22 protein-coding genes are annotated in these 24,303 nt (G+C 59.8%); 8 read left to right on the top strand and 14 right to left on the bottom strand.

Annotated elements, in window-relative coordinates; genetic code table 11:
* Nucleotides 1-306 precede the first annotated feature (306 nt).
* Nucleotides 307-789, top strand: a complete 483-nt coding sequence (locus K1567_RS17245) for a hypothetical protein (protein ID WP_034101395.1) — start codon at nt 307-309, stop codon at nt 787-789.
* On the opposite strand, the gene K1567_RS17240 is transcribed toward K1567_RS17245, so the two are convergent.
* The 6 genes from K1567_RS17240 to K1567_RS17215 form a co-directional block, all read right to left on the bottom strand.
* Nucleotides 786-1,754: a CDP-6-deoxy-delta-3,4-glucoseen reductase gene (locus tag K1567_RS17240; protein WP_034101396.1), complete on the bottom strand. Its 969-nt coding sequence runs from the start codon at nt 1,752-1,754 to the stop codon at nt 786-788. The two genes, K1567_RS17245 and K1567_RS17240, sit on opposite strands and share 4 nt — an antisense overlap.
* Nucleotides 1,754-3,220, bottom strand: a complete 1,467-nt coding sequence (gene ubiD / locus K1567_RS17235; RefSeq protein ID WP_220698675.1) for a 4-hydroxy-3-polyprenylbenzoate decarboxylase — start codon at nt 3,218-3,220, stop codon at nt 1,754-1,756. Before ubiD ends, K1567_RS17240 begins: the two co-directional genes overlap by 1 nt.
* A 59-nt stretch (nt 3,221-3,279) precedes the next feature.
* The gene (locus K1567_RS17230) at nt 3,280-5,262 is read right to left on the bottom strand and encodes an acyltransferase family protein (protein ID WP_169867621.1); all 1,983 of its coding nucleotides are present in this window, start codon (nt 5,260-5,262) and stop codon (nt 3,280-3,282) included.
* Between the two features lie 156 nt (nt 5,263-5,418).
* Entirely contained in the window at nt 5,419-6,678 is a 1,260-nt protein-coding gene (rho, locus tag K1567_RS17225; RefSeq protein ID WP_016973082.1) for a transcription termination factor Rho, read from the bottom strand.
* 233 nt (nt 6,679-6,911) lie between these two features.
* Nucleotides 6,912-7,241: a thioredoxin TrxA gene (gene trxA, locus K1567_RS17220; RefSeq protein ID WP_034101399.1), complete on the bottom strand. Its 330-nt coding sequence runs from the start codon at nt 7,239-7,241 to the stop codon at nt 6,912-6,914.
* 121 nt (nt 7,242-7,362) lie between these two features.
* Nucleotides 7,363-8,061, bottom strand: a complete 699-nt coding sequence (locus K1567_RS17215) for a FadR/GntR family transcriptional regulator (protein WP_034101400.1) — start codon at nt 8,059-8,061, stop codon at nt 7,363-7,365.
* A 255-nt stretch (nt 8,062-8,316) separates the two neighbouring features.
* Here K1567_RS17215 and K1567_RS17210 point away from each other — a divergent pair, with 255 nt between their 5' ends.
* From K1567_RS17210 to K1567_RS17195, 4 genes are read left to right on the top strand one after another with little or no spacing between them, the layout of a single operon-like run.
* Nucleotides 8,317-9,102 (top strand): transporter substrate-binding domain-containing protein, encoded by a 786-nt coding sequence (locus K1567_RS17210; protein WP_034101401.1) that lies wholly within the window; start codon nt 8,317-8,319, stop codon nt 9,100-9,102.
* A gap of 17 nt (nt 9,103-9,119) precedes the next feature.
* Nucleotides 9,120-9,788, top strand: coding sequence for an amino acid ABC transporter permease (locus tag K1567_RS17205; protein ID WP_034101402.1), 669 nt, complete (start codon nt 9,120-9,122; stop codon nt 9,786-9,788).
* Nucleotides 9,785-10,435, top strand: a complete 651-nt coding sequence (locus K1567_RS17200; RefSeq protein WP_034115425.1) for an amino acid ABC transporter permease — start codon at nt 9,785-9,787, stop codon at nt 10,433-10,435. Before K1567_RS17205 ends, K1567_RS17200 begins: the two co-directional genes overlap by 4 nt.
* Nucleotides 10,422-11,159 (top strand): amino acid ABC transporter ATP-binding protein, encoded by a 738-nt coding sequence (locus tag K1567_RS17195; protein ID WP_034101404.1) that lies wholly within the window; start codon nt 10,422-10,424, stop codon nt 11,157-11,159. The genes K1567_RS17200 and K1567_RS17195 overlap by 14 nt, the downstream gene beginning before the upstream one ends.
* On the opposite strand, the gene K1567_RS17190 is transcribed toward K1567_RS17195, so the two are convergent.
* The 4 genes from K1567_RS17190 to K1567_RS17175 form a co-directional block, all read right to left on the bottom strand.
* On the bottom strand, nt 11,131-11,664 hold the full coding sequence (locus K1567_RS17190) for a hypothetical protein (protein ID WP_034115426.1): 534 nt from the start codon (nt 11,662-11,664) through the stop codon (nt 11,131-11,133). The two genes, K1567_RS17195 and K1567_RS17190, sit on opposite strands and share 29 nt — an antisense overlap.
* Nucleotides 11,654-14,155, bottom strand: coding sequence for a fimbria/pilus outer membrane usher protein (locus K1567_RS17185; protein WP_220698674.1), 2,502 nt, complete (start codon nt 14,153-14,155; stop codon nt 11,654-11,656). Before K1567_RS17185 ends, K1567_RS17190 begins: the two co-directional genes overlap by 11 nt.
* A 7-nt stretch (nt 14,156-14,162) precedes the next feature.
* A complete protein-coding gene (locus tag K1567_RS17180) occupies nt 14,163-14,879 on the bottom strand; it encodes a fimbria/pilus chaperone family protein (RefSeq protein ID WP_082136136.1) in 717 nt (238 codons plus the stop codon).
* A gap of 103 nt (nt 14,880-14,982) precedes the next feature.
* Nucleotides 14,983-15,639: a DUF1120 domain-containing protein gene (locus tag K1567_RS17175; protein ID WP_169902331.1), complete on the bottom strand. Its 657-nt coding sequence runs from the start codon at nt 15,637-15,639 to the stop codon at nt 14,983-14,985.
* Nucleotides 15,640-16,085: 446 nt separating this feature from the next.
* Between K1567_RS17175 and ppx the strand changes: the two genes are divergently transcribed.
* A complete protein-coding gene (gene ppx, locus K1567_RS17170; protein ID WP_034101409.1) occupies nt 16,086-17,588 on the top strand; it encodes an exopolyphosphatase in 1,503 nt (500 codons plus the stop codon).
* Between the two features lie 126 nt (nt 17,589-17,714).
* On the opposite strand, the gene ppk1 is transcribed toward ppx, so the two are convergent.
* Both ppk1 and hemB read right to left on the bottom strand, forming a co-directional pair.
* A complete protein-coding gene (gene ppk1, locus K1567_RS17165; protein WP_034101410.1) occupies nt 17,715-19,934 on the bottom strand; it encodes a polyphosphate kinase 1 in 2,220 nt (739 codons plus the stop codon).
* Nucleotides 19,935-19,951: 17 nt separating this feature from the next.
* Complete coding sequence (hemB, locus tag K1567_RS17160) at nt 19,952-20,965, bottom strand: porphobilinogen synthase (protein ID WP_034101411.1); 1,014 nt, start codon at nt 20,963-20,965, stop codon at nt 19,952-19,954.
* Between the two features lie 207 nt (nt 20,966-21,172).
* On the opposite strand from hemB, the gene K1567_RS17155 reads away from it, so the two are divergent.
* Entirely contained in the window at nt 21,173-21,808 is a 636-nt protein-coding gene (locus K1567_RS17155; protein WP_034115429.1) for a DedA family protein, read from the top strand.
* Here the strand turns inward: K1567_RS17155 and K1567_RS17150 are convergent.
* Nucleotides 21,789-23,024, bottom strand: a complete 1,236-nt coding sequence (locus K1567_RS17150) for a sterol desaturase family protein (protein ID WP_220698673.1) — start codon at nt 23,022-23,024, stop codon at nt 21,789-21,791. The genes K1567_RS17155 and K1567_RS17150 overlap by 20 nt on opposite strands.
* A gap of 116 nt (nt 23,025-23,140) precedes the next feature.
* Between K1567_RS17150 and elbB the strand changes: the two genes are divergently transcribed.
* Entirely contained in the window at nt 23,141-23,809 is a 669-nt protein-coding gene (gene elbB / locus K1567_RS17145) for an isoprenoid biosynthesis glyoxalase ElbB (RefSeq protein WP_034101414.1), read from the top strand.
* Between the two features lie 37 nt (nt 23,810-23,846).
* Here elbB and K1567_RS17140 read toward each other — a convergent pair whose 3' ends face one another.
* Entirely contained in the window at nt 23,847-24,302 is a 456-nt protein-coding gene (locus tag K1567_RS17140) for a YaiI/YqxD family protein (RefSeq protein WP_034101415.1), read from the bottom strand.
* Nucleotide 24,303: the final 1 nt, after the last annotated feature.

The raw sequence follows: 24,303 nt of genomic DNA, 5'->3' as shown, positions 1-24,303 counted from the left end.
TCCTGTGTAACCAGCTGTAAGCGACTTTAGCGCAATAAAACGCGCCGCAGGAACCGTTTAGGCCAAAAGTATGGGGTGTGCTGAACCTGCGACCTTGGGGATATAGCTTAGGGATATCCACCGGGGACAATAAATACCGGAAGTGAATAAGCAGAGATATAAGGCCAACGGCCATTCGTCAGGATTGAAACCCATAATCCCGCTACTTTCAGCCCCGGTTCAGCCTGGGGCACGTTCCTGCCGTCAAAATGATGTGCCGATCACGACCCACTAGCCGCCGCCCCCACCGACTACCGAGGTCGCCCCATGAAAAAATTTCGACTGCCAGGACTGTTGTTTCTGGCCCAGGCCACTACCGCACTGGCCGCCGAAGCGCCGCCTGGCGAAGACGACAAAGGTTTCTGGTATGCGCAGACCAGCGTCTACACCCGGCATTTCTCCCCCGATCCAGACCACAATAACCATCAGGACCTGATCGGCCTGGAACGCAATGAAGCCTCAGGATGGTTGTATGGCGGGGCGACCTTCCGCAACTCGTTCAGCCAGCGTTCGTACTACGTCTATGGGGGCAAACGCTATGACATGGCGGATTACCCGGTGTACGTAAAACTGACCGGGGGCGCGCTTCAGGGCTATCGCGGCAAGTACCGCGACAAGATCCCATTGAACGGACTCGGCGTGGCGCCGGTGATCATTCCGTCGGTGGGCACCCATCACGGGCCGATGGCGGCGGAGCTGGTGCTGTTGGGCTTCAACGCGGCAATGCTCACCGCGGGCGTGCGCTTCTAGGGTCGGGGGGCGTAGGCAAATACGTCAGCGCGCATCTGATGCGCGTCCATGCCGGCTTCGACCAGCGCATCCAACGTGCCATAGATCATCGCCGGTGAACCGCTGGCATAGACGTGCACGGCCTTCAGGTCGCGGATGTCTTCGCACACCGCTTCATGCAATAGCCCACAGCGCCCTTCCCAACCGCACAGGTCGCTGACGACCTTGTGCAGAAACAGGTTGGGCAGTTGCTGCCATTGCGTCCAATGCTCGATTTCGTAGAAGTCCTCCGGACGGCGCACGCCCCAGTACAGATGCACCGGGTGCTTGAAACCGGAAGCGCGGCAATGCTCGATCAGGCTGTGCATTTGCGCCATACCGGTGCCTGCGGCGATCAGCACCAGCGGGCCGTCGGGCAGCTCGGCCAGGTGAGTGTCGCCAAACGGCAGTTCCACACGCGCTATCTGATCACGCTGCAGTTGGGCCAGCAGGTTGCGTGCGCTGTCTTCACGGGCCAGTACATGCAGTTCCAGCTCACGCCCAGAATGGGGTGCCGAGGCCAGGGAAAACGCCGACTTTTCGCCGTTATCCCGTTCGATCATCAGGTATTGCCCGGCGTGGTAACGCACCGCCTTGCCGGCGGGCGCGCGCAGGCGCACACGCCACACATCGCCACCCACGTCGACGCACTCGCTCAATTGGCACGCCAACTTGCGCAGCGGCAGCTCGCCGGGGGCCAGCACGCCATCCCACAACACAACGCAGTCTTCCAGCGGCTCGGCGATGCAGGTGAAGAATTCACCGTGGTCACGCACTTCACCGGCTTGCTGCACGCGGCCTTCCACCAGCAGTGCGGCGCACACATGGCATACACCGTTGCGGCAGGCCTGGGGGCATTCATAACCCAGGCGACGGGCGCCTTCGAGAATCCGCTCGCCAGGGACCAGCTCCAGTACAGCACCGGAAGGTTGCAGGGTTACACGCATCAATCTATTCCCAATTCTTTCCAGATCGCATCGACACGCGCGGTCACGGCTGCATCCTTGACGATCACCCGGCCCCATTCGCGGGTGGTTTCACCCGGCCACTTATGGGTGGCATCCAGGCCCATCTTCGAGCCCAGGCCCGACACCGGCGACGCAAAGTCGAGGTAGTCGATTGGCGTGTTATCGATCATCACCGTATCGCGCTTGGGGTCCATGCGCGTGGTGATGGCCCAGATCACATCGTTCCAGTCCCGGGCGTTGATGTCGTCGTCGGTGACAATAACGAACTTGGTGTACATGAACTGTCGCAAAAACGACCACACACCCAGCATGACCCGCTTGGCATGGCCTGGGTACGACTTCTTCATAGTGACCACGGCCATGCGGTACGAGCAGCCTTCCGGCGGCAGGTAGAAATCGGTGATTTCCGGAAATTGCTTCTGCAGGATCGGCACGAACACTTCGTTGAGGGCCACGCCGAGGATGGCAGGCTCATCCGGCGGCCGGCCGGTGTAGGTGCTGTGGTAGATCGGCTTGATCCGATGAGTGATGCGTTCGACCGTGAACACCGGGAAGCTGTCGACTTCGTTGTAATAACCGGTGTGGTCGCCATAGGGGCCTTCATCGGCCATCTCGCCGGGATGAATCACACCTTCCAGGATGATTTCCGCGGTGGCCGGCACTTGCAGGTCGTTGCCGCGGCACTTGACCAGTTCGGTGCGGTTGCCACGCAACAGGCCGGCGAAGGCGTATTCGGAAAGGCTATCCGGCACCGGCGTTACGGCACCGAGGATGGTGGCCGGGTCGGCGCCCAAGGCCACGGAGACCGGGAACGGCTGGCCGGGGTGTTTTTCACACCACTCACGGAAGTCCAGAGCGCCGCCACGGTGGCTCAGCCAACGCATGATCACTTTGTTGCGGCCGATCACTTGCTGGCGATAGATGCCCAGGTTCTGGCGATCCTTGTTCGGGCCTCTGGTGACGGTCAGGCCCCAGGTGATCAACGGGCCGACGTCGCCGGGCCAGCAGGTCTGCACCGGGAGCATGCCCAGGTCGACATCATCGCCTTCGATGACCACTTCCTGGCACACGGCGTCTTTGACCACTTTGGGCGCCATCGCAATGATCTTGCGGAAAATCGGCAGCTTGGACCAGGCATCCTTCAAGCCCTTGGGCGGCTCGGGCTCCTTGAGGAATGCCAGCAGCTTGCCAATTTCACGCAACTCGCTGACCGACTCGGCACCCATGCCAAACGCGACGCGCTCGGGCGTGCCGAACAGGTTGCCCAGCACCGGGATATCGAAGCCGGTCGGCTTTTCGAACAGCAGCGCCGGGCCCTTGTTACGCAGGGTGCGGTCGCAAATCTCAGTCATTTCCAACACCGGGGAAATCGGCATCTGGATACGTTTCAACTCTCCGCGCTGCTCAAGTTGCTGCACGAAATCCCGAAGATCCTTGAATTTCATTAACCATGCCACCCGTAAAATAGGCGTACATCCTACCTGCTCTGAAGGCGGCTGGCAGCTTAATTGGCCGTCAGCCCCCGTGACTTGAGTGAACGGAACAGCGGCTCCAGAAAGGCTTCGATGTGCCGCGCCCCAACCTCAGAAAGATGGTTATCGTCGGTATACAGCGCTTGCCCATTGAGTTCGACCCGGCACAAACCGTCGGCACCGCATAGCAAAGGCGCCGGATCCAAGACCGTTACGCCGCTATCGGCCGCCGCCAACTCGTCGAACACCTGGGTAATGAAGGCCTGGCGCTTCACATGCTCGGCTACGGGAAGCCCCTCGCCGTCCACCGGCCGGTTCATCATCGCCAGTCGACTGAGGCGATAAGGCACGATGATTTCCTGCAAAGGAACCTCCTTGACCAGCCACACGCGATGTCCGGTAGCGCGCAATTGCTTTACACGCTGGCGCAGGCCCTCAGCGAACCGTTGTTCGGCCACGGCACGCACATACTTGCCTGTGCTCGGGTCCTTGAGCGCATGCTCTTTGTCACCGGACATTTGTCCGTAGACATATAGACTCCAGCGAGCCGCCAGCACCACATCGCTGAAGGTCTGCTCAGCCATGGCCTTCTCGACCCGGTGGTTGAAATGCGCACAACGGGCAATATTCTCCAGACCATCCAACGGTATGCAGCCAGCAAAACTGGCCCCTACCAGGCTGATGTCGTGCCGATCAGCACCGTCCTTGAGTGCAGGAATCAATGCAGTCGCATGGCTGTCGCCCCACACCAGCGCTGACATGGAGCGACCAGTTGGACCGAAATGGCAGAACAGCCGCTCATCGGGCGTGTCTTTATCGGCCATGCACGCCAATAAATCCGGGCTCCACTTCTTGGCCTGGGCGTAACGCAGCGCCTGTTCGGATAACCGCGAGGGCACGCCGTCGGCTTTGCGGATGGCCAGGCCGGTAAAACCGAGACATAAGATGCCGATCAGCGCACTCGCCAGAATCGCCTGGCGTCCGGCCAGCAAGCGCTTCTCACGGAATGGCGTTTCAATGAAGCGCCAGGAAAGGTAGCCCAGGATCAGCGAGAGCAGCATCAACCCGGCCAATTCCAGCGCACTCAAACCATCTACCGCTGCGTAATTGGCATACACGAAGACCGGCCAATGCCATAGGTACCAGGAATAGGAGATCAGCCCGATGCCCACCATCACCCGAGAACTCAACAGACGGGAAACCCAGGTGTGTTGCTGCCCATTGGCCCAGATCAAACCGACAACCCCCAACACCGGCAGCAATGCCGTGGGTCCAGGGAATGGCGTGGTCGCGTCGTAGCCCAGCACCGCGATCAGTATCAGCGCCATAGACCCCAGACTGACGCCCTGCGCCAGGGCAGCAGGCGCACGCCAGTCACGCTTGGGCATCACGGCCAACATGGCGCCGGCCAGCAACTCCCAAGCGCGCAGGTGCAACAGGAAGAATGCCTTTTGTGGTTGATGTTCGACCGCCCAGACACTCATGCCAAACGATGCCAGCAACACCGCAAACAACGCCAGGCGCCAGTGCTTCAAACGGCTGGAGAGCAATATCAGCAGCAGCGGGAAGACAATGTAGAACTGTTCTTCTACCGCCAACGACCAGGTGTGCAGCAAGGGCTTGATGTCAGAGGCGGAGTCGAAATAACCATGCTGACGCGAAAACAACAGGTTGGACGTAAACGTCACTTGATAATGCGCAGACCGCCCAAGATCCTTGTAATCCTTGGGCGCCAACAGAAACCATCCCACTACCAGTGTGACCGCAATCATCACAAACAACGCCGGCAGGATGCGCCGCGCGCGCCGAGCCCAGAAATCGATAAAACTGAAGCGGCCGGCCTGGCGTTCACGCCAGATAATCGAAGTGATCAGGAAGCCGGAGATGACGAAAAACACGTCAACGCCAACAAAACCGCCGGTAATGCCAGGAACTCCGAAGTGAAACAACACAACAGCAAGGACAGCGATAGCACGCAGGCCATCGATGTCTCTGCGGTAAGCAAGAATGGTCATAAGAAATCTGGTCAGTCTGTGACGAAAAGGGTAAGCGTAGTCGCGCGTACAATTTTTGTTACTTAACGGACACTTATGCCATAAAAATTGCTGCATCACGACGCAAAAAAAATGGCGCCCTAGTCGGGCGCCATTTTTCGAAGCGGAAGCGTCGTATTACTTGCGCTTCATCGACAAGAAGAACTCATCGTTGGTCTTGGTGGTTTTCAGTTTATCCACCAGGAACTCGATGGCCGCAACTTCGTCCATCGGATGCAGCAGCTTGCGCAGGATCCACATACGCTGCAGCTCGTCGTCGGCGGTCAGCAACTCTTCGCGGCGGGTGCCGGAACGGTTGATGTTGATGGCCGGGAAGACGCGTTTTTCCGCGATACGACGGTCCAGAGGCAGTTCCATGTTGCCGGTACCCTTGAACTCTTCGTAGATCACTTCGTCCATCTTTGAGCCGGTCTCAACCAGCGCGGTGGCGATAATGGTCAGCGAGCCGCCTTCTTCGATGTTCCGCGCGGCGCCGAAGAAACGCTTGGGTTTCTCCAGGGCGTGGGCATCGACACCACCGGTCAATACCTTGCCGGAGCTAGGGATGACGGTGTTGTAGGCACGGGCCAGACGGGTGATGGAGTCGAGCAGGATCACAACGTCTTTCTTGTGTTCGACCAGGCGCTTGGCCTTCTCGATCACCATCTCGGCAACCTGCACGTGGCGGGTTGGCGGCTCATCGAACGTGGAGGCAACCACTTCACCGCGCACGGTGCGCTGCATCTCGGTCACTTCTTCCGGACGCTCATCGATCAGCAATACGATCAGATGAACTTCAGGATTGTTACGTGCGATGTTCGCTGCAATGTTCTGCAGCATGATGGTTTTACCGGCTTTCGGCGGCGCAACGATCAAGCCACGCTGGCCCTTACCGATCGGCGCGCACAGGTCGATCACGCGGCCGGTCAAGTCTTCGGTGGAACCGTTACCGGCCTCCATCTTCATGCGCACGGTCGGGAACAGCGGCGTCAGGTTCTCGAAGAGAATCTTGTTTTTCGCGTTCTCAGGACGATCGAAGTTGATCGTATCGACCTTGAGCAGGGCGAAATACCGCTCGCCTTCCTTCGGAGGACGGATCTTGCCCACGATAGTGTCACCGGTGCGCAAGTTGAAGCGGCGGATCTGGCTCGGCGAGACATAAATATCGTCTGGGCCGGCGAGGTAGGAAGCGTCTGCAGAGCGGAGGAAGCCGAAGCCGTCCTGGAGAATCTCCAGCACGCCATCACCGGAGATTTCCTCGCCGCTTTTCGCGTGCTTTTTCAGCAGGGAGAAAATCACGTCCTGCTTGCGCGAACGGGCCATATTTTCTATGCCCATTTCTTCGGCCAATTGGAGCAGGTCGGTAATCGGCTTTTGCTTGAGTTCAGTCAGATTCATATAGGAATGACGTAATCATTTATGGAGGGGGAAATTAAGCTTTTGGCTTAATGAGGCCGCGCCGCGGAGAAGGCGACAGGATCGCGTACTAATCGAAAAGGAGTGCGTCGGCGACGGCTTGCAGGGGGCAGTGGAGAAACCAGTGCGGGGCCGAATGTAACACCTGAATTTCGGAGCGTCTAGCCCTGTTTTACGAAAAAGCCCCGCGATTTGCGGGGCTTTTTTGACGACGCTTAGATGTTCGCGTCGATGAATGCAGCCAACTGCGACTTCGACAATGCGCCCACTTTGGTCGCTTCAACGTTGCCGTTCTTGAACAGCATCAGCGTAGGAATACCACGTACGCCGTGTTTGGCAGGCGTTTCCTGGTTGTCGTCGATGTTGAGCTTGGCAACGGTCAGCTTGCCTTCGTAGGTGGTTGCAATGTCGTCCAGAACCGGAGCGATCATTTTGCAAGGGCCGCACCACTCAGCCCAGTAGTCAACCAGCACCGGGCCTTGAGCCTTGAGTACTTCGGCCTCAAAGGTCGCGTCCGTGACGTGCTTGATAAGATCGTTGCTCATGGATGTCTCCGGATTGTAAGCAAAAAAAACGTTGCCCATCATAGCCGCCCTTCCCCCGTTCAGGAAGCCGCCTCTGATTGAGTCTCGCTATGGCGATCAATGAGTTTGGATATTGCCTTATTCAGGGGGTGGCAGGGGTCAGGAACGCGATGCCGGTACGTAACGCCGCGTTGCGTACGTGCTGCTGCATGGTTTTCTGCGCCGCTGCACTGTTGCGTTGAGCCAGGGCGCGGAGGATCTTGCGATGCTCTTGCCAGGTTTCCATGGCCCGCTCCGGCCGGATGAACGGTAGTTTCTGACTCTCCAGAAACACCTCGGCGCTGGCACTGAGGATGCTGACCATCGCTCGGTTACCGCTGGCGAGGAGAATGCGCTGGTGAAATTCAAAGTCCAGCCGCGCAGCCGCTTCGAAATCACCGGCCTTGAGCACCTGACGCATTGCCTCGACGTTGTCTTCCAGGCTGTCTAACGCCTCGATGGTCAGCGTGACCGCCGCCAACCCCGCGGCAAAGCCCTCCAAGGCATAGCGCAACTGAAAAATCTCCAACGGCGTGGCCTGCGCCGCGAAAGGCCAGGCAAAACCCGCCGGCGGCTCCTGCGCGGTTTGCACGAACACACCTTTACCCGGTTGCACACTGACCACACCCAGAGCGCTCAGGGACGACAACGCTTCGCGCAATGACGCCCGACTCACGCCCAGTTGCACGGCCAACTCACGCTGAGACGGCAGGGCATCGCCTGGGCCGAAGCCCTGCTCCTTGATCAGTTTGCGGATGGCCTGCAACGCCGCCTCCGGTACCGCTTGGGCGATGGAATTCATAAAAAACTCAAGGTTTCAGTCAACTGAGCGGCTAGTTGTAAAGCTATTCGCAGTCGGCGGCAAGTCACGCCCTAAAGGCGCTCGCGAGGTTTTAGCGGCGCTCGAAAAGGGTGCAAAAAACTTACTTACTGTTCAGACCAGTAAGACCAATACACGCCAGTAAAACCCAGCCTTGCAGCGCAATCGGCCACGACTGGCATGGGCTGTGCACTGACCATTGACAGAACATTCCTTCGCCTTTCTCGGAGAGTTGCCATGACCAAGCGCTACAGCGCCCTGCTGACTGCCCTGTTTGCCAGTCTGATGCTGAGTCACACACCCGCACAGGCCAACGGGCTGGACGATATCGTGGCCCGTGGCACCTTAAAGGTTGCCGTGCCGCAGGATTTCCCGCCGTTCGGCTCGGTCGGCCCGGACATGAAGCCCCGTGGCCTGGACATCGACACCGCCAAGCTGCTGGCCGACCAGCTCAAGGTCAAGCTGGAGCTGACCCCCGTCAACAGCACCAACCGTATCCCCTTCCTCACCACCGGCAAAGTCGATCTGGTGATCTCTAGCCTGGGTAAAAATCCCGAGCGCGAGAAGGTCATCGACTTTTCCAAGGCCTACGCGCCCTTTTACCTCGCCGTGTTCGGCCCGCCCGAGGCCGCCATCGCCAGCACCGACGACCTCAAGGGCAAAACCATCAGCGTGACCCGTGGCGCCATCGAAGACATCGAGCTGACCGCCGTGGCGCCCAAAGAAGCCACGATCAAGCGCTTCGAAGACAACAACTCGACGATCGCCGCCTACCTGGCCGGCCAAGTCGACCTGATCGCCAGCGGCAACGTGGTGATGGTGGCGATCAGCGAGCGCAACCCCAAACGCGTACCGGCGCTGAAAGTGAAACTCAAGGACTCGCCGGTGTACGTGGGCGTGAATAAAAACGAGCCGGCGCTGCTGGAGAAGGTCAATCAGATCCTGGTCGCGGCCAAGGCTGACGGCAGCCTGGAGAAGAACGCGATGCAATGGCTGAAAGAGCCGCTGCCCGCCGATCTGTGAAGCCACGGAGCTGACTGATGGCGTATCAATTTGACTTTGTTCCGGTGCTGGCCAACACCGACCTGTTGTTGCGGGGCGCGCTATTTACCCTGGAATTGACGGCTATCGGCGCGATCCTCGGCGTCGCCCTGGGCACCGTCGGTGCAGTAGTGCGTGCCTGGAAAATCCAGCCTTTGGCCTGGTGCTTTGGGGTCTATGTCGAGTTGATCCGCAATACGCCATTCCTGGTGCAGCTGTTCTTCATCTTCTTCGGCCTGCCGTCGTTGGGGCTGAAAATCACCGAATGGCAAGCCGCCGTACTGGCGATGGTGATCAACCTGGGGGCTTATTCCACGGAGATCATCCGCGCGGGCATCCAGGCCGTTCCTCGCGGGCAACTGGAAGCCGCCGCCGCACTGGCGATGACCCGCTTCGAAGCCTTCCGTCATGTGGTGCTGCTGCCAGCGCTGGGCAAGGTGTGGCCAGCCCTGAGCAGCCAGATCATCATCGTGATGCTGGGGTCGGCGGTGTGTTCGCAGATCGCCACCGAAGAATTGAGTTTCGCCGCCAACTTCATCCAATCCCGCAATTTCCGCGCCTTTGAAACGTATGCCCTCACCACGCTGGTGTACTTGTGCATGGCGCTGATGATTCGCCAGTTGCTCAATTGGATCGGCCGTCGCTTTGTGATGAGGAATAGCCAATGAGTGATTTTTCATTCTGGGACATTGTGCGCAACCTGCTTACGGGCCTGCAGTGGACGTTGCTGCTGTCGCTGGTGGCATTTATCGGCGGAGGCCTGATCGGTTTGCTGGTGATGACTCTGCGCATCAGCAGTAAGGCATTTCCACGCAATGTTGCGCGCACCTATATAGAGCTGTTCCAGGGCACACCGCTGTTGATGCAGTTGTTCCTGGTGTTTTTCGGCATCGCGCTGCTCGGCGTGGATATTTCGCCCTGGCTGGCGGCGGCGATCGCCCTGACTTTGTTTACCAGTGCCTACCTCGCCGAGATCTGGCGCGGCTGCGTCGAGTCAATCGCTCATGGGCAGTGGGAAGCCTCCGCCAGCCTGGCACTCAACCCGCTTGAGCAACTGCGTTATGTGATCCTGCCTCAGGCCCTGCGCATTGCCGTGGCGCCGACCGTGGGGTTCTCGGTACAGGTCGTAAAAGGCACCGCCGTCACCTCGATTATCGGCTTCACCGAACTGACCAAGACCGGCGGCATGCTCGCCAATGCCACGTTCGAGCCCTTTATGGTCTACGGCCTGGTGGCCCTTGGTTACTTTTTGCTCTGCTACCCCTTGTCCCTCAGTGCGCGCTACCTGGAAAGGAGACTGCATGCCTCTGCTTAGAATTTCGGCCCTGCATAAGTATTACGGCGACCATCATGTCCTCAAAGGCATCGACCTCACGGTTGAAGAAGGCCAGGTGGTGGCGATCATCGGTCGCAGCGGCTCGGGCAAATCCACCTTGCTGCGCACCCTCAATGGCCTGGAGTCGATCAACGATGGGGTGATCGAGGTCGACGGAGAGTACCTCGACGCCGCACGCGCCGACCTGCGCAGCCTGCGGCAGAAAGTCGGGATGGTGTTCCAACAGTTCAACCTGTTCCCGCACCTGACCGTGGGCGAAAACGTCATGCTCGCGCCCCAAGTGGTGCAGAAAGTGCCCAAGGCCAAGGCCGCCCAACTGGCTCGGCAAATGTTGGAGCGCGTTGGGCTGGGTGAAAAATTCGACGCCTTCCCCGATCGTCTGTCCGGCGGCCAGCAACAACGGGTCGCCATTGCTCGCGCCCTGGCCATGTCGCCCAAGGTGCTGTTGTGTGACGAAATCACCTCGGCCCTGGATCCGGAACTGGTCAACGAGGTACTCAGCGTGGTGCGCCAGTTGGCCAAGGACGGAATGACGCTGATCATGGTGACCCACGAAATGCGCTTCGCCCGGGAGGTCGGTGATAAATTGGTCTTCATGCACCAGGGAAAGGTGCATGAAGTGGGCGATCCCAAGGTGTTATTCGCCAACCCACGTACCCCCGAGTTCGCGAACTTTATCGGCTCAGTGGAGCAGTCGGGCTGACCAGCTCGAAACGGCCCCTCCCCTCCAGCACCGCGTGATCGCGCACCTGCAAGGCGTCGGAGGGCAGTTCGGTGTCGATTTGCACCTGGGCGGTCAAGCGCTTGCCAGCCGCCCTGGTGAACAGTACCTGCCCTGGCAATAGCTGCCCGCCAACGGGTTCACCGGCAAGCTGTACCGGCGCCCACTCGACAGCATGCCCATCCATCTGGGCCTGCTTGAGTGTCAGACGGAAGTGCCCCTGACGGCCAAACCGGAAACTTTGCCCATCGGCAGCTCCGGCAAATCGCAGCGCGATGGTCGCAGGCTCCATACACAGCACGCTCAAGTGCAGCATGCGCGTCCCCAGTGCGAGGGTGGGGCTGTGTACCAGCGGCGCACTGCGAATGACCCCATAGTCGACCGTCGGCTGGCTCACGGACAACCGGCAGTTCTGCGCCTGTACAGCCTCGCTCATCATCACCGTGCACAACAGTACGAGGCCCAGTTTCTTCAGCTTAACGGCCATGGCACACCGCCGATGTTGTCTCGTAGAACGTGTCATTGTCGGGCTGGGTCTCGGGAGTAAGCCTGAGCTGGCAAGTAGAAGAATCCGACAAAGAAACCCGCAACGCCTGGGAGTCGTTCATGTCGTTCAGGAAAATCATGCCGTCACCCACCACGCTGGTCAGGAAACGGTTGTTCTTATCGAACACCGAAGCACCCTGAGGCAATGGTCGGCCCTGTTCATCGGTGCCGGTGACCAGCACTCGGCGCACTTTCACCACATCGAACGTCACGTTGTTCACCGACCCGCGAGCGGCAGCGAGGGTGTGCGTGCCGTTCTTCAGGTCCACGCGTTTGGGCAAGGACTGGGTCTGTACTTCGATACGACTGTCGGTATAGGCCGGCAAACCGGGGATCACTGCCTGCCCGCTGAAATCGGTCCATACCGGGCCGTGCGGGGTACTGATTTTGGCGGCGCCGATATCACCCACCGAGACAATGCCAAAGGTGTCCTGCACGGCATACGGCGAGAACGTCAAACCGCCTCCGTGGGCCACGACGCCGCCGCGCAACTGCCCGGAATAATCGGTGCCCTGGGGGTTGCGACTGACCCCCATGCCCACTCGGGTGTAGCGTGGCATCAGGTCCAACTGACCGCGCAACGTTTGCTCCCGCGCACTGAGGTCACGCTCGACGCCCACTTCGTAGTTCACGTAGTCATTGACCCGCTCCGTAAGGGCGGCGCCAGCCCGCGCGCGGTCCCCACGCCGACTGATATAGCTGTTGACTCGACGATCACCGCCCAGGGGCACGGTCACCTGCAAGCGCACCGACAGATCATCGTCGAACGCCGAATCACGCCGGCTACCGCCCTGGGTAACGTCATGCCGTTTGCGGGTGCCACCCACCTGCGAATCGGCGATCAAGGTGACGTCGGCATGGCTGAATGAGCGGTTCCATGAGGCGAACAGATGCTCGGTGGTGTGCCCGTCGAATGAGTTGCTGCGCGTATAGCCCAAAGAGAATGCCCCCAGCGCGGGGTCGATCCAGCTCACTCCGGCGGTGTATTGATGCTTGAAACGAGAGTCCAGTTCATCGGTCTTGGACGAGCGACCCGCCTCAAGCACTTCGCGATAACCGCGCGTCTGGGTGGTAGCGCTGAGGCTCAGGTCCATATCGGCGGACACCGGGCTGCTCACGCTTAGGCTGCTGCGTGAACCGGACACCGCATTAAGACTGTCTCGGGAAAGGTTATGGCGAGCACCCACGTTCACGCGTTGGAAAAACACGCCGCTCAGCGTGCCTCCGGCCGCCCAGTAGTCATCGGTACTCAACAGACCAAAGCCGGCGGATGAGTCGCGCCCCAGGCCCCAGGTGCCACTGCCCATGGCGACGATGGGTGACGGCGCGTCTTCATGAGTGTTCTCACGCACCTTGCCCAAAGCGAAGTAATAGCCGGGTGACGCGGGAGCAGCACCGGCAAACGAAGCCGCCGGCACCACAAAACTGCGCGTGCCTCCTCGCACATCGATCACGCTGACTTCCAGGTCGCTGGTGCCATTGAGCAGCGGCAACCCGGTCAACCGAAAAGGCCCTTCGGGCACCAGCGTGCTATGGATCAAGGCACCCGACTGACGCACTTCGATCCTCGACTGGCTCTGGGCCAGCCCCTCAACCACGGCATTGTTGCTGCCCGCCGGCACACGGGATTGGCCGTCGGGAAAGAACTGCACACCGGACAGCTGGAGGCCACCGAAATGCGGGTTATTGCTGGACAACTGGCCGACCTGGAAGGTCGATTGCAACGCGCCGATATCCTGCTGGGCATAGGCATTCAAATGTTCGGTGCGGGCCTCGCCATTGTCGGACACATAATATTGGCGGCTGCGAACGATCCAATCTCCGAGATTGAACCCCGCCTCGGTATAAGCCGATACGAACCGGCTCGCACCGCTGCGCGAATGGCTATCGAACCCCTGCACGTCATAGTTGAACAACGCCGCCGCCCCGCCCCGGGCAAAGTGCCCAGCCTCCCATTGCGGCTCGCGCAGTGCCTGCGTCGGCACCACCAGCGCGACCTCATCGTTACCGGGCCGCAGCCGCACCATCGTATTAGGGAAAGCCCCCAGGAAGTCATGACAGGCCTGAGTCGCATCAGCCGTCTCTTGGATAATGCCACTCGGTTTGACCAACCCGGCCTTATCGAGCAGCCCGGCGGTAAAACACAGTTGCCCATGCGCATCGAACCGCGCCTCCACCAACCCGAGCGGGTTGCCATTGAGCCGCAACCCGACCACATGCACACCCTCACGAAAACGCGGGGCCGTGCGGAAATAGTCGGAGACTTTGGGATCAATGCCGTGGGTGGTCAGCGCCGCCAGGTCAAACCCCTCTCCCAACTCCAGGGCGGGCAGCACACCAGGCAAGCTCCACAACGTTGCAACCCCCATGAGCAGCGTGGGCCGACAGGGCCAGAGCGACGCCAGAACTCGGTTACTCGACAGATTTATCATGAGTCGATCAACCCTCGCCGGCATTGATCGAAGCTCGGTAGTTGTCTGCGGAGAAACCGTAGACAGTGGCGGGCTGAATCTCTACAGCAGCCACCCCCTCCAGAGCGCCTTCGACGCTCAATGTCAGCGCCTCCCCCGGCAAAATGTAGGTTCGGGGCAATGTTGCCAGGGCCTTCTGTGGTAGCAGCAGTACCTCCGGCGCCAGACGCACGACATAGGCGCTGTCGTTATGAACGCTGAGGCCCTCGCCCACGTGCTTCCACTTCAACAGCTCCCAGGGGCTGTGATGCAGAGGAAGGCCCCGCGGATGCAGGATCAGCGGCAAGTTCTGCCGCAAGGTGATACCGATGGTCGCACGGCCTGGCGCACGGGCCTGGGGGATGCCCTCGAAGGACACGCGTTTCAATCGCTGGGTTTTCAGCGGCTCCTTCAAGGTGCCGATGAAGCGCACCAACTGGGTTTCGCCCGCCTCCACTCGCGTAATGGGCGGCGTCACGATTAAAAGCGGCTCCACATCTTCCGGTACGTTTTCGATAACCGAGTGAAGCAACGCCGGCGTCGCGTCAGTATTTTTGATAGATATCGTCGCTTCGCCCTGGTCTTCATAAAACACAACCACGGTTGTTTCCGGCAACATTCCATCCGCCATTACAGCACCGGCAAACCACACACAAAAACTGGCACATAACACACGTGCACTATTTATTACTGAAAGACTAAGCATTCAGTGTTCCCCACGCCTTTAAGTTGACCCTTGATAGCTAAGCGCTCCTATTAAAACAGCCGATCGGAAACAAGGGAGTTCTGATCGGCCGTAAATAAGTCGCTTAGATGTAGCTCAACTCAAGCGTCGCACGCCCATCCAGAACCGTATCGCGCGACAGGTCCAGGTCCTGGCCCCGATTAATAACGGCGCGCACTTCGAGGGTGCCGGTCAGTTGACTGATCGCGGCTGGGGTGACAGCCGTGGTGTTGCGCCAGGAATACTGACTAGGCGCCTGGGCCACTTTGCCATCCGAGTTTTGCCAGGCGCCGGTGCCGACACGCACGATAGGAAACAGCGTGGTGGTGGACGAACGCAGGTCTTTGAGGGTGATGGCGAAACCACCGGTTCTGCGGCCGCCAACGGAACCCAGGCCATAGTTGTGGGCTTCGGTATAGCCGGCCCCCAACGCATTGAGGATGCCAGGCACCTTGCTGGCGCCCTGCAGGTCGACGAACTTCAATCCGAACTTGGCTGGGGTAGTGCCGCAGTTGATGCTCAGAGGAGCGGTCTTGGGCAGCAATGGGTTGAACGCAGTTGGCAGCAATTGGCCGGAAGGGATTGTGCCGTAGTCGACGATGCCACCACCGGTCATGCTGAGGTTGCAGGCGGCAGGTTTGATCGTGCCCCTGACGATCAGCTCGGCGCTGCTGGAAGCGTGGGCGTTGATGGCCGCAGCCAGGCAAGCGATACCGAAAGTCAATCCAACAATCTTTTTCATAAGGGTCCTGTCACTGAAAGTTATCAGGCGCATTTATTTATTGTTCCTTACGGCAACCATAAATAAATAACACCACGGCACTATTGCCGAGTGACAGTCTGTCTCCTTAGTACCTAACTAAAAAATGAGACAACACATCAGTTAGTGTGGGAGCGATAAAAATATATTGTCAGCCAAGCGTGAACCTAGAGTAGGCCTCAACAAAAAAAGGAATGAAATATCGACATGAAAGGTGTAGGCAGAATCATAATTCGTACTACCACAGATAAAAGTTATAACTTCCTACAAGAACACACGAGGGCGCTACAGAGGTCGAGAACGACAACCTACCTTTCCTACAGCTAATTCTTATGGGCAACCTCGGCGCAATTCCCGAAGCACTACGCGTTGGCGTCAGCGGTCGATCGTGGCACGATGGCGAGGTTATCGACCGAGACCCCCAAACCATGCCGCAATCCCAAGCCAAGAATCTGTCCCTGATCGCCGCCATCGACCTGGGCTCCAACAGCTTTCACATGGTCGTGGCCAAGGCCCAGAACGGTGAGATCCGCATCCTTGAGCGGCTCGGCGAAAAGGTGCAACTGGCCGCCGGAATCGACGACGAGCGTCAGCTCAATGAAGAATCCATGCAGCGCGGGCTCGATTGCCTCAAGCGTTTCGCTCAATTGATCAACGGTATGCCCCTGGGCGCCGTTCGAATCGTCGGTACCAACGCCCTGCGCGAAGCGCGCAACCGTGGCGAATTCATCCGCCGCGCCGAAGAAATCCTCGGCCACCCCGTGGAAGTCATCTCAGGCCGTGAGGAAGCACGCCTGATCTACCTCGGCGTGTCACATACGCTGGCCGATACCCCCGGCAAACGCCTGGTGGCGGACATCGGTGGCGGCAGTACCGAGTTCATCATTGGCCAGCGTTTCGAGCCGCTGCTGCGCGAAAGCCTGCAGATGGGCTGCGTCAGCTACACCCAGCGTTATTTCAAGGACGGCAAGATCACCCCGGCGCGCTACGCCCAGGCCTATACGGCCGCGCGGCTGGAGATCATGAGCATCGAACACGCCCTGCACCGCTTGACTTGGGATGAAGCCATCGGTTCGTCCGGCACCATCCGCGCCATCGGCCTGGCCCTCAAAGCGGGCGGGCACGGCACCGGTGAGGTCAACGCCGAAGGTCTGGCGTGGCTCAAGCGCAAACTGTTCAAGCTGGGGGATGCCGAAAAAATCGACTTCGACGGCATCAAACCTGATCGACGCACGATCTTCCCCGCCGGCCTGGCGATTCTCGAAGCGATTTTTGACGCCCTCGAACTGCAACGCATGGACCACTGCGATGGCGCCCTGCGTGAAGGCGTGCTGTATGACCTGCTGGGCCGTCACCACCATGAAGACGTGCGTGAGCGCACGCTCAGCTCATTGATGGAGCGTTATCACGTCGACCTGGAGCAAGCGGCCCGCGTTGAACGCAAGGCGCTGCATGCCTTCGACCAAGTGGCCGAGGACTGGGGCCTGGAAGACGGCGTCTGGCGCGAACTGCTGGGCTGGGCGGCCAAGGTGCATGAAGTGGGCCTGGACATCGCTCACTACCACTACCACAAGCATGGCGCTTACCTGATCGAGCATTCGGACCTGGCCGGTTTCTCCCGGGAAGACCAACAGATGCTCGCGCTGCTGGTGCGCGGCCATCGCCGTAATATCCCCAAGGACAAATTCGCGGAATTTGGTGACGACGGCATCAAACTGATTCGCCTGTGTGTGCTGCTGCGTTTTGCGATCCTGTTCCACCACATCCGTGGCACGCAGGAGATGCCCCAGGTCAAACTGCGGGCCGATGGCGACAGCCTGGAAGTGATGTTCCCCAAAGGCTGGCTGGAAGAAAACCAGCTGACCCAGGCGGATTTTGCCCAGGAAGCGGAATGGTTGACGCGGGTGGGGATCAGTCTGAACCTGCGCTAGAGAACACCGAAAACAAATATGGGAGGGGGCTTGCCCCCGATGAGGGAGTGGCAGTCAACAGATTCAGTGACTGCTCCACCGTCATCGGGGGCAAGCCCCCTCCCACCTTTCAGACATCGTCGGTTTTTAGTTCACCGCCAGGATCGGGCTACCCAACTTTTCCAACAACGTTGCCTGCGCGCTGCGCGGGTTCTGGTTGCCGGTCGGAGTGTTGCGCACGTAGCGCCCGTCGGACTGCAGGCTCCAGCTGTGGGTATTATCGGTCAGATAACTCTCCAGCTCTTTCTTGACCCGCATGATCAGCTTCTTGCCTTCCACCGGGAAACAGGTCTCGACGCGCTTATCGAGGTTACGTTCCATCCAGTCGGCGCTGGAGAGGAACATCTGCTCTTCGCCGCCGTTGAGGAAGTAGAACACGCGGGTGTGCTCCAGGAAGCGACCAATGATCGAACGCACATGGATGTTGTGCGAAACCCCGACGATTCCCGGACGCAGGCAGCACATGCCACGCACCACCAGGTCGATACGCACACCGGACTGGCTGGCCTTGTACAGCGCACGGATGATTTTCGGGTCGGTCAACGAGTTGAACTTGGCAATGATGTGCGCCGGCTTGCCGTCGAGGGCGAACTGGGTTTCGCGGGCAATCATGTCGAGCATGCCCTTCTTCAGGGTGAACGGCGCGTGCAACAGCTTCTTCATGCGCAGGGTCTTGCCCATGCCGATCAACTGGCTGAACAACTTGCCGACGTCCTCGCACAAGGCGTCGTCGGAGGTCAGCAGGCTGTAGTCGGTGTAGAGCTTGGCGTTACCGGCGTGGTAGTTGCCGGTGCCCAGGTGGGCATAACGCACGATCTCGCCGGCCTCGCGGCGTAGGATCAGCATCATCTTGGCGTGGGTCTTGAAGCCCACCACGCCGTAGATCACCACCGCACCGGCCGCTTGCAGGCGGCTAGCCAGTTGCAGGTTGGATTCTTCGTCGAACCGCGCGCGCAGTTCGATAACCGCGGTGACTTCCTTACCGTTACGCGCGGCGTCCACCAGCGCATCGACGATTTCCGAGTTGGCGCCGGAGCGGTACAGGGTCTGGCGCACCGCCAATACATGGGGGTCCTTGGCGGCCTGACGCAGCAGGTCCACCACAGGCGTGAACGACTCGAAGGGGTGCAGTAGCAGAATGTCCTGCTTGCTCACGACGCTGAAGATGTTCTCGCTGTTTTGCAGCAGCTTGGGGATCTGCGGGGTGAACGGCGTGTATTGCAGCTCCGGGTGGCTGTCCAGACCGGTGATGCTGAACAGACGCGTGAGGTTGACCGGGCCATTGACCTGATACAGCTCGCTCTCGCCCAGGTTGAACTGCTTGAGCAGGTAGTCCGACAGGTGTTTGGGGCAGGTATCGGCCACCTCTAGACGCACCGCATCGCCGTAGCGCCGCGAGAACAGCTCGCCGCGCAGGGCACGGGCCAAGTCTTCGACGTCTTCGGAATCCAGCGCCAGGTCGGCGTTACGGGTCAGGCGGAACTGGTAGCAGCCCTTGACCTTCATGCCTTGGAACAGGTCATCGGCGTGGGCGTGGATCATCGACGACAGGAATACATAGTTGTCGCCAGCGCCCCCCACCTCTTCCGGTACCTTGATGATCCGTGGCAACAAGCGCGGCGCCGGGATAATCGCCAGGCCGGAGTCGCGCCCGAAGGCGTCGATGCCTTCCAGTTCGACGATGAAGTTCAAGCTCTTGTTCACCAGCAGCGGGAACGGGTGAGTCGGGTCAAGGCCGATGGGGGTGATGATCGGTGCGATCTCGTCGCGGAAGTAGCGACGCACCCAGGTCTTGATCTTGGTGGTCCAGTGACGGCGACGGATAAAGCGGACCTGATGCTTTTCCAGTTCCGGCAGAAGAATGTCGTTGAGGATCGCGTATTGGCGATCCACATGGCCGTGGACCAGCTCGCTGATGCGCGCCAGCGCCTGGTGCGGCTGCAGGCCATCGGCGCCGGCCTGTTCGCGGGCAAAAGTGATTTGCTTTTTAAGGCCCGCCACGCGGATTTCGAAGAACTCATCCAGGTTGCTGGAGAAGATCAGCAGGAACTTCAGCCGCTCCAGCAAGGGATAAGACTCATCCAGCGCCTGCTCCAACACGCGAATGTTGAATTGCAGTTGCGACAGCTCGCGATGAATGTACAGGCTGCTGTCATCCAGATTGACCACCGGCGGCGCCGGGGCTGGCACCGGCACTTCAGCGACGACGGGCGCGAGCGGCTCATGTTCCGGGGGTGTCTCGGAGACTTGCTCCACCACCGGGTGGGCGTCTTTTACGGCAACTTCGGAGAGTCCTTCGGTATTCATCGAGTGTCCTGTGAGAGCTACGGTTGCGCTCTAAGCAATTGGGCGGCGCGGGCGGCAAAGTAGGTCAGAATGCCATCAGCTCCGGCACGTTTAAAGGCAGTCAGGGATTCAAGGATCACTCCCTCACTCAACCATCCATTCTGTATTGCGGCCATGTGCATCGCGTATTCGCCGCTGACCTGATAAACGAAGGTCGGCACCTTGAACTCCTCTTTGACCCGATAAAGGATGTCCAGGTACGGCATTCCGGGCTTGACCATCACCATGTCAGCCCCTTCGGCCAGATCCGCGGCCACTTCGTGCAAGGCCTCATGGCTGTTGGCCGGGTCCATCTGGTACGAAGCCTTATTGGCTTTGCCCAGGTTCAGCGCCGAGCCCACCGCGTCGCGGAACGGGCCGTAGTAGGCGCTGGCGTACTTGGCCGAGTAGGCCATGATCCGCACATTGACGTGACCGGCCAGCTCCAGGGCTTCGCGAATCGCCTGGATGCGTCCGTCCATCATGTCCGACGGCGCCACCACCTGCGCCCCGGCCGCGGCGTGGGACAGCGCCTGCTTGACCAGCGCATCGACGGTGATGTCGTTCTCAACATAGCCGTCAGCGTCCAGAATGCCATCCTGACCATGGGTGGTGAACGGGTCCAGCGCCACGTCGGTAATCACCCCCAGCTCCGGGAAGCGTTCGCGCAATGCGCGGGTGGCGCGCTGAGCAATACCTTGCGGGTTCCAGGCTTCGGCAGCATCCAGGGACTTGAGTTCAGTGGGCGTAACGGGAAACAACGCCAGCGCCGGAATACCCAGTTCAACCCAGCCAGCCGCCTCTTCAAGCAGCAGGTCGATGGTCAAACGCTCCACCCCCGGCATCGACGCCACAGCTTCGCGGCGGTTCTCACCGTCCAGCACAAACACCGGCAGGATCAGATCATCGGTCGTCAGCACGTTTTCACGCACCAGGCGGCGAGAAAAATCATCACGGCGATTGCGACGCAGGCGGGTAGCGGGGAACAGGCGATTGGCAGGGGTAAAGCTCACGACAGACTCCTGAGCCCGGGTTCACGGGCGAGCGTTGCAGTTATAAGCGGCCATTATGACGAAGGAATGACAGTTGTGCTTATCGATGCGACCTGTCGTCGCATTCGTCGTTTATGTAGGAATTGTTCACTTCGTGACACATCTCGATACTTTCATGAATGTTCGCGAAGGCGTAGGCTGCGCGTTCATTTCGCCAGCACCCAGACCATGCTTCAACAATTTCTGCATGACTTCGGCTACTTTGCCCTCTTCCTCGGCACCTTCTTCGAAGGCGAAACCATCCTGGTGCTCGCAGGCTTTCTGGCGTTCCGTGGTTACATGGATATCAACCTGGTGGTGGTCGTTGCCTTCTTCGGCAGCTACGCCGGCGACCAGCTCTGGTACTACATGGGACGCAAGCATGGCCGCAAGCTGCTAGCGCGCAAGCCGCGCTGGCAACTGATGGGTGACAAGGCCCTGGAGCATATCCGCAAGCATCCGGACATCTGGGTGCTGAGCTTTCGCTTCGTCTACGGCTTGCGCACCGTGATGCCGGTGGCAATCGGGCTGTCCGGCTACCCGCCGTTGCGCTACTTGATCCTTAATGGCATCGGTGCCGCGATCTGGGCCGCCGCGCTGGGCGCAGCGGCTTACCACTTTGGCGCCGTGCTCGAAGGCATGCTCGGCAGCGTCAAGAAGTACGAGCTGTGGGTATTGGGCGCATTGCTGGTACTGGGTTTTGGCCTGTGGGTGCGCCGCCGCTTCAAAAACGCGCGTATCGCCCGGCAGGCATGCGCCGACGCACAAGCCCAGAGCGCTGCCGAGCCGGTGCCGGTGGAGAAACCTAAGACGCCAGTCGAGTAAGCCGGCTTCTGCAGCAGTAGAGGGCGATCACGCTGAGCAAGCTGTAACTGGCCAGGCCCAGCCAGCCCAGGCTGCTTGCCGGCCATAGCCCGACCAACGGCGCCAGCCATACCAGCGGCGCATTCAGCGCCAGGCGCAGCAGCTCAGCCTTCAACGCCCACGGGCGATTTTCCAGGGCCACGCCTAAGGTAAACAGCCCCAACGCCATCGCCCCCCAACCCAGGACCAGCGCCGCCGTGGGCAGACCTTCGCCGACGTTCATCAAGTAACTGCCAAACCCCACATACGCCGCAAATTGCACGGCCACGTACACCTGCTGACGCACATCCAGCGGCACTTCGTATTTGCGGAACTGGCTCAAGTCGGGCTTAACCAATGGGTATTTGGCCTTCACATCCGCCGGGCGCCAGCCGGTACGCATAAACCAGATACGCAGCTTGTCCCACAGGCTCTGCGTTCGCCGCGCATCGCTACACAGTTGCGCATAGAACTGCAGATTGGCCCACAGCGGGTTCCAACTGGCCAGGGGCGTGGTCACGCCGAAAATCACCGGTTCGTTTTCGTCTTCTTCTTGGAAACTGCCGAACAGGCGGTCCCAAATAATGAACACCCCACCGTAGTTGCGATCCATGTAGAGAGCGTTCTGTGCATGGTGGGCCCGATGATTGGACGGAGTAACGAAGAACCACTCGAACCAGCCGAGCTTGGGCACATGCCGTGTATGGACCCAGAATTGATACAGCAAATTGAGCGACGCCACGCTGATAAACACCACCAATGGCACGCCGACCACCGCCAGGGGCAGGTAGAAAATCCAGCTCAGCAGAAACCCCGTGCTGGTCTGGCGCAGGGCCGTGGTGAGGTTGTAGTCCTCGCTCTGATGGTGCACCGAGTGCGCGGCCCACAGAATATTGCGCTCATGCCCCATGCGATGCAGCCAGTAGTAGCAGAAGTCATAGAACACAAAGGCGAACAGCCACGTCCAAGGGCTCTGCGCCGGCAAATCGAACAGCGCCAGATGCTTGAGAGCGAACGCGTAGGTCAACACGCCCACGCCCTTGGTCAACAGCCCCGTGGTGGTAGACAGCACACCGGTGCTCAGGCTGTTGATGGCATCCGCCACCCGGTAATTGCGCTGTCCGCGCCAACGGTCGGCAAGCAGCTCCACCACGATCAAGGCAATGAAAAACGGTACCGCGTAAGGCACGAAGTCCATGGGCAAGTCCGGTCTATTTTTGTTACATCAAGATTAGGTGCAGCGCTGTGAGATCCCATTGGCAACAGGTTACAAATTAGTAGACATTTAACGCCAAGAACCCAGGAGAAATGCCCATGAGCAAAAAGATTGCAGTGATCCTTTCCGGCTGCGGCGTGTATGACGGCGCAGAGATCCACGAAAGCGTGATCACTTTGCTGCGCCTGGATCAGCGCGGCGCTCAGGTCCAATGTTTCGCACCCGATATCGAGCAACACCACGTCATCAATCACCTGACCGGCGAAGAAATGCCAGAAACGCGCAACGTGCTGGTGGAGTCGGCGCGCATCGCCCGTGGCGAGGTGAAGGACATCAGCCTGGCCAATGTCGACGACTTCGATGCTCTGATCGTACCCGGCGGGTTTGGCGCGGCGAAGAACCTGTCGAATTTTGCCAGCGAAGGCACCGCATGCAGCGTCAACCCGCAGGTGCTGGCGTTTGCGGAGGCCTTCGCCGAGGCGAGCAAACCCGTAGGGCTGATCTGCATCTCGCCGGCCCTGGCCGCGAAGATCTACGGCCCGGGCGTAACCTGCACCATCGGCAACGATGCCGACACCGCAGCCGCCCTGGGCAAGATGGGCGCCACTCACCAGGAGTGCACGGTTGAAGACATCGTCGAGGACAAAGCGCGCAAACTGGTAAGCACGCCGGCCTATATGCTGGGCAAGAACATCGGCGAGGTGGCGTCAGGCATCAATAAGTTGGTAGATCGCGTGCTGGAGCTGACCCACGAGAACGACGAGTGATCGCCTGACCGGCCCTATGCGGTAAGCCGCTCCACCCTCAACCCTGGCGCATCAGTTGCGTAAGGATTCGGTCCAGCGCATTGGCAAACGCCTGCTTATCCTTCTCCCCATGGGGCGGTGGTCCGCCGCCCATCTGGCCCTGTTCACGCAAGTCGGTGAACAGGTTGCGCACCGCCAACCGCTCGCTCATGTTCGCCGGGCTGAACTCCTTGCCTCGCGGGTCCAGCGCGGTGACACCCTTTTTCACCAAGCGATCGGCCAGTGGCACGTCGCTGCAGATCACCAACTCGCCGGGCACCGCGTGCTCAACCAGGTAGTCATCGGCGGCGTCCGGGCCGCTGGGTACCACGATCAGCTTCACGCAGGCAAAAGCCGGTTTGATCTGGCTCTGCCCGGCCACCAGCACCACCTCGAACTGGCGCTTGAGGGCGAACTTCACCACCAGGTCCTTGGCCGCGCGCGGGCAGGCGTCGGCATCGATCCAGACGCGCACG

Origin of the sequence: Pseudomonas sp. S5F11 (assembly GCF_019641515.1) — a bacterium.
GTDB classification, from domain to species: domain Bacteria; phylum Pseudomonadota; class Gammaproteobacteria; order Pseudomonadales; family Pseudomonadaceae; genus Aquipseudomonas; species Aquipseudomonas rhodesiae.
The sequence above is the reverse complement of the archived record's forward strand: the minus strand, read 5'-3'. Positions and strand labels throughout refer to the sequence as shown.

Excerpts from the sequence above, each read along its gene's own strand:
- K1567_RS17245 (WP_034101395.1), top strand. The coding sequence starts at position 307 with ATGAAAAAATTTCGACTGCCAGGACTGTTGTTTCTGGCCCAGGCCACT.
- K1567_RS17240 (WP_034101396.1), bottom strand. The coding sequence starts at position 1,754 with ATGCGTGTAACCCTGCAACCTTCCGGTGCTGTACTGGAGCTGGTCCCT.
- ubiD (WP_220698675.1), bottom strand. The coding sequence starts at position 3,220 with ATGAAATTCAAGGATCTTCGGGATTTCGTGCAGCAACTTGAGCAGCGC.
- K1567_RS17230 (WP_169867621.1), bottom strand. The coding sequence starts at position 5,262 with ATGACCATTCTTGCTTACCGCAGAGACATCGATGGCCTGCGTGCTATC.
- rho (WP_016973082.1), bottom strand. The coding sequence starts at position 6,678 with ATGAATCTGACTGAACTCAAGCAAAAGCCGATTACCGACCTGCTCCAA.
- trxA (WP_034101399.1), bottom strand. The coding sequence starts at position 7,241 with ATGAGCAACGATCTTATCAAGCACGTCACGGACGCGACCTTTGAGGCC.
- K1567_RS17215 (WP_034101400.1), bottom strand. The coding sequence starts at position 8,061 with ATGAATTCCATCGCCCAAGCGGTACCGGAGGCGGCGTTGCAGGCCATC.
- K1567_RS17210 (WP_034101401.1), top strand. The coding sequence starts at position 8,317 with ATGACCAAGCGCTACAGCGCCCTGCTGACTGCCCTGTTTGCCAGTCTG.
- K1567_RS17205 (WP_034101402.1), top strand. The coding sequence starts at position 9,120 with ATGGCGTATCAATTTGACTTTGTTCCGGTGCTGGCCAACACCGACCTG.
- K1567_RS17200 (WP_034115425.1), top strand. The coding sequence starts at position 9,785 with ATGAGTGATTTTTCATTCTGGGACATTGTGCGCAACCTGCTTACGGGC.
- K1567_RS17195 (WP_034101404.1), top strand. The coding sequence starts at position 10,422 with ATGCCTCTGCTTAGAATTTCGGCCCTGCATAAGTATTACGGCGACCAT.
- K1567_RS17190 (WP_034115426.1), bottom strand. The coding sequence starts at position 11,664 with ATGGCCGTTAAGCTGAAGAAACTGGGCCTCGTACTGTTGTGCACGGTG.
- K1567_RS17185 (WP_220698674.1), bottom strand. The coding sequence starts at position 14,155 with ATGATAAATCTGTCGAGTAACCGAGTTCTGGCGTCGCTCTGGCCCTGT.
- K1567_RS17180 (WP_082136136.1), bottom strand. The coding sequence starts at position 14,879 with ATGCTTAGTCTTTCAGTAATAAATAGTGCACGTGTGTTATGTGCCAGT.
- K1567_RS17175 (WP_169902331.1), bottom strand. The coding sequence starts at position 15,639 with ATGAAAAAGATTGTTGGATTGACTTTCGGTATCGCTTGCCTGGCTGCG.
- ppx (WP_034101409.1), top strand. The coding sequence starts at position 16,086 with ATGCCGCAATCCCAAGCCAAGAATCTGTCCCTGATCGCCGCCATCGAC.
- ppk1 (WP_034101410.1), bottom strand. The coding sequence starts at position 19,934 with ATGAATACCGAAGGACTCTCCGAAGTTGCCGTAAAAGACGCCCACCCG.
- K1567_RS17155 (WP_034115429.1), top strand. The coding sequence starts at position 21,173 with ATGCTTCAACAATTTCTGCATGACTTCGGCTACTTTGCCCTCTTCCTC.
- K1567_RS17150 (WP_220698673.1), bottom strand. The coding sequence starts at position 23,024 with ATGGACTTCGTGCCTTACGCGGTACCGTTTTTCATTGCCTTGATCGTG.
- elbB (WP_034101414.1), top strand. The coding sequence starts at position 23,141 with ATGAGCAAAAAGATTGCAGTGATCCTTTCCGGCTGCGGCGTGTATGAC.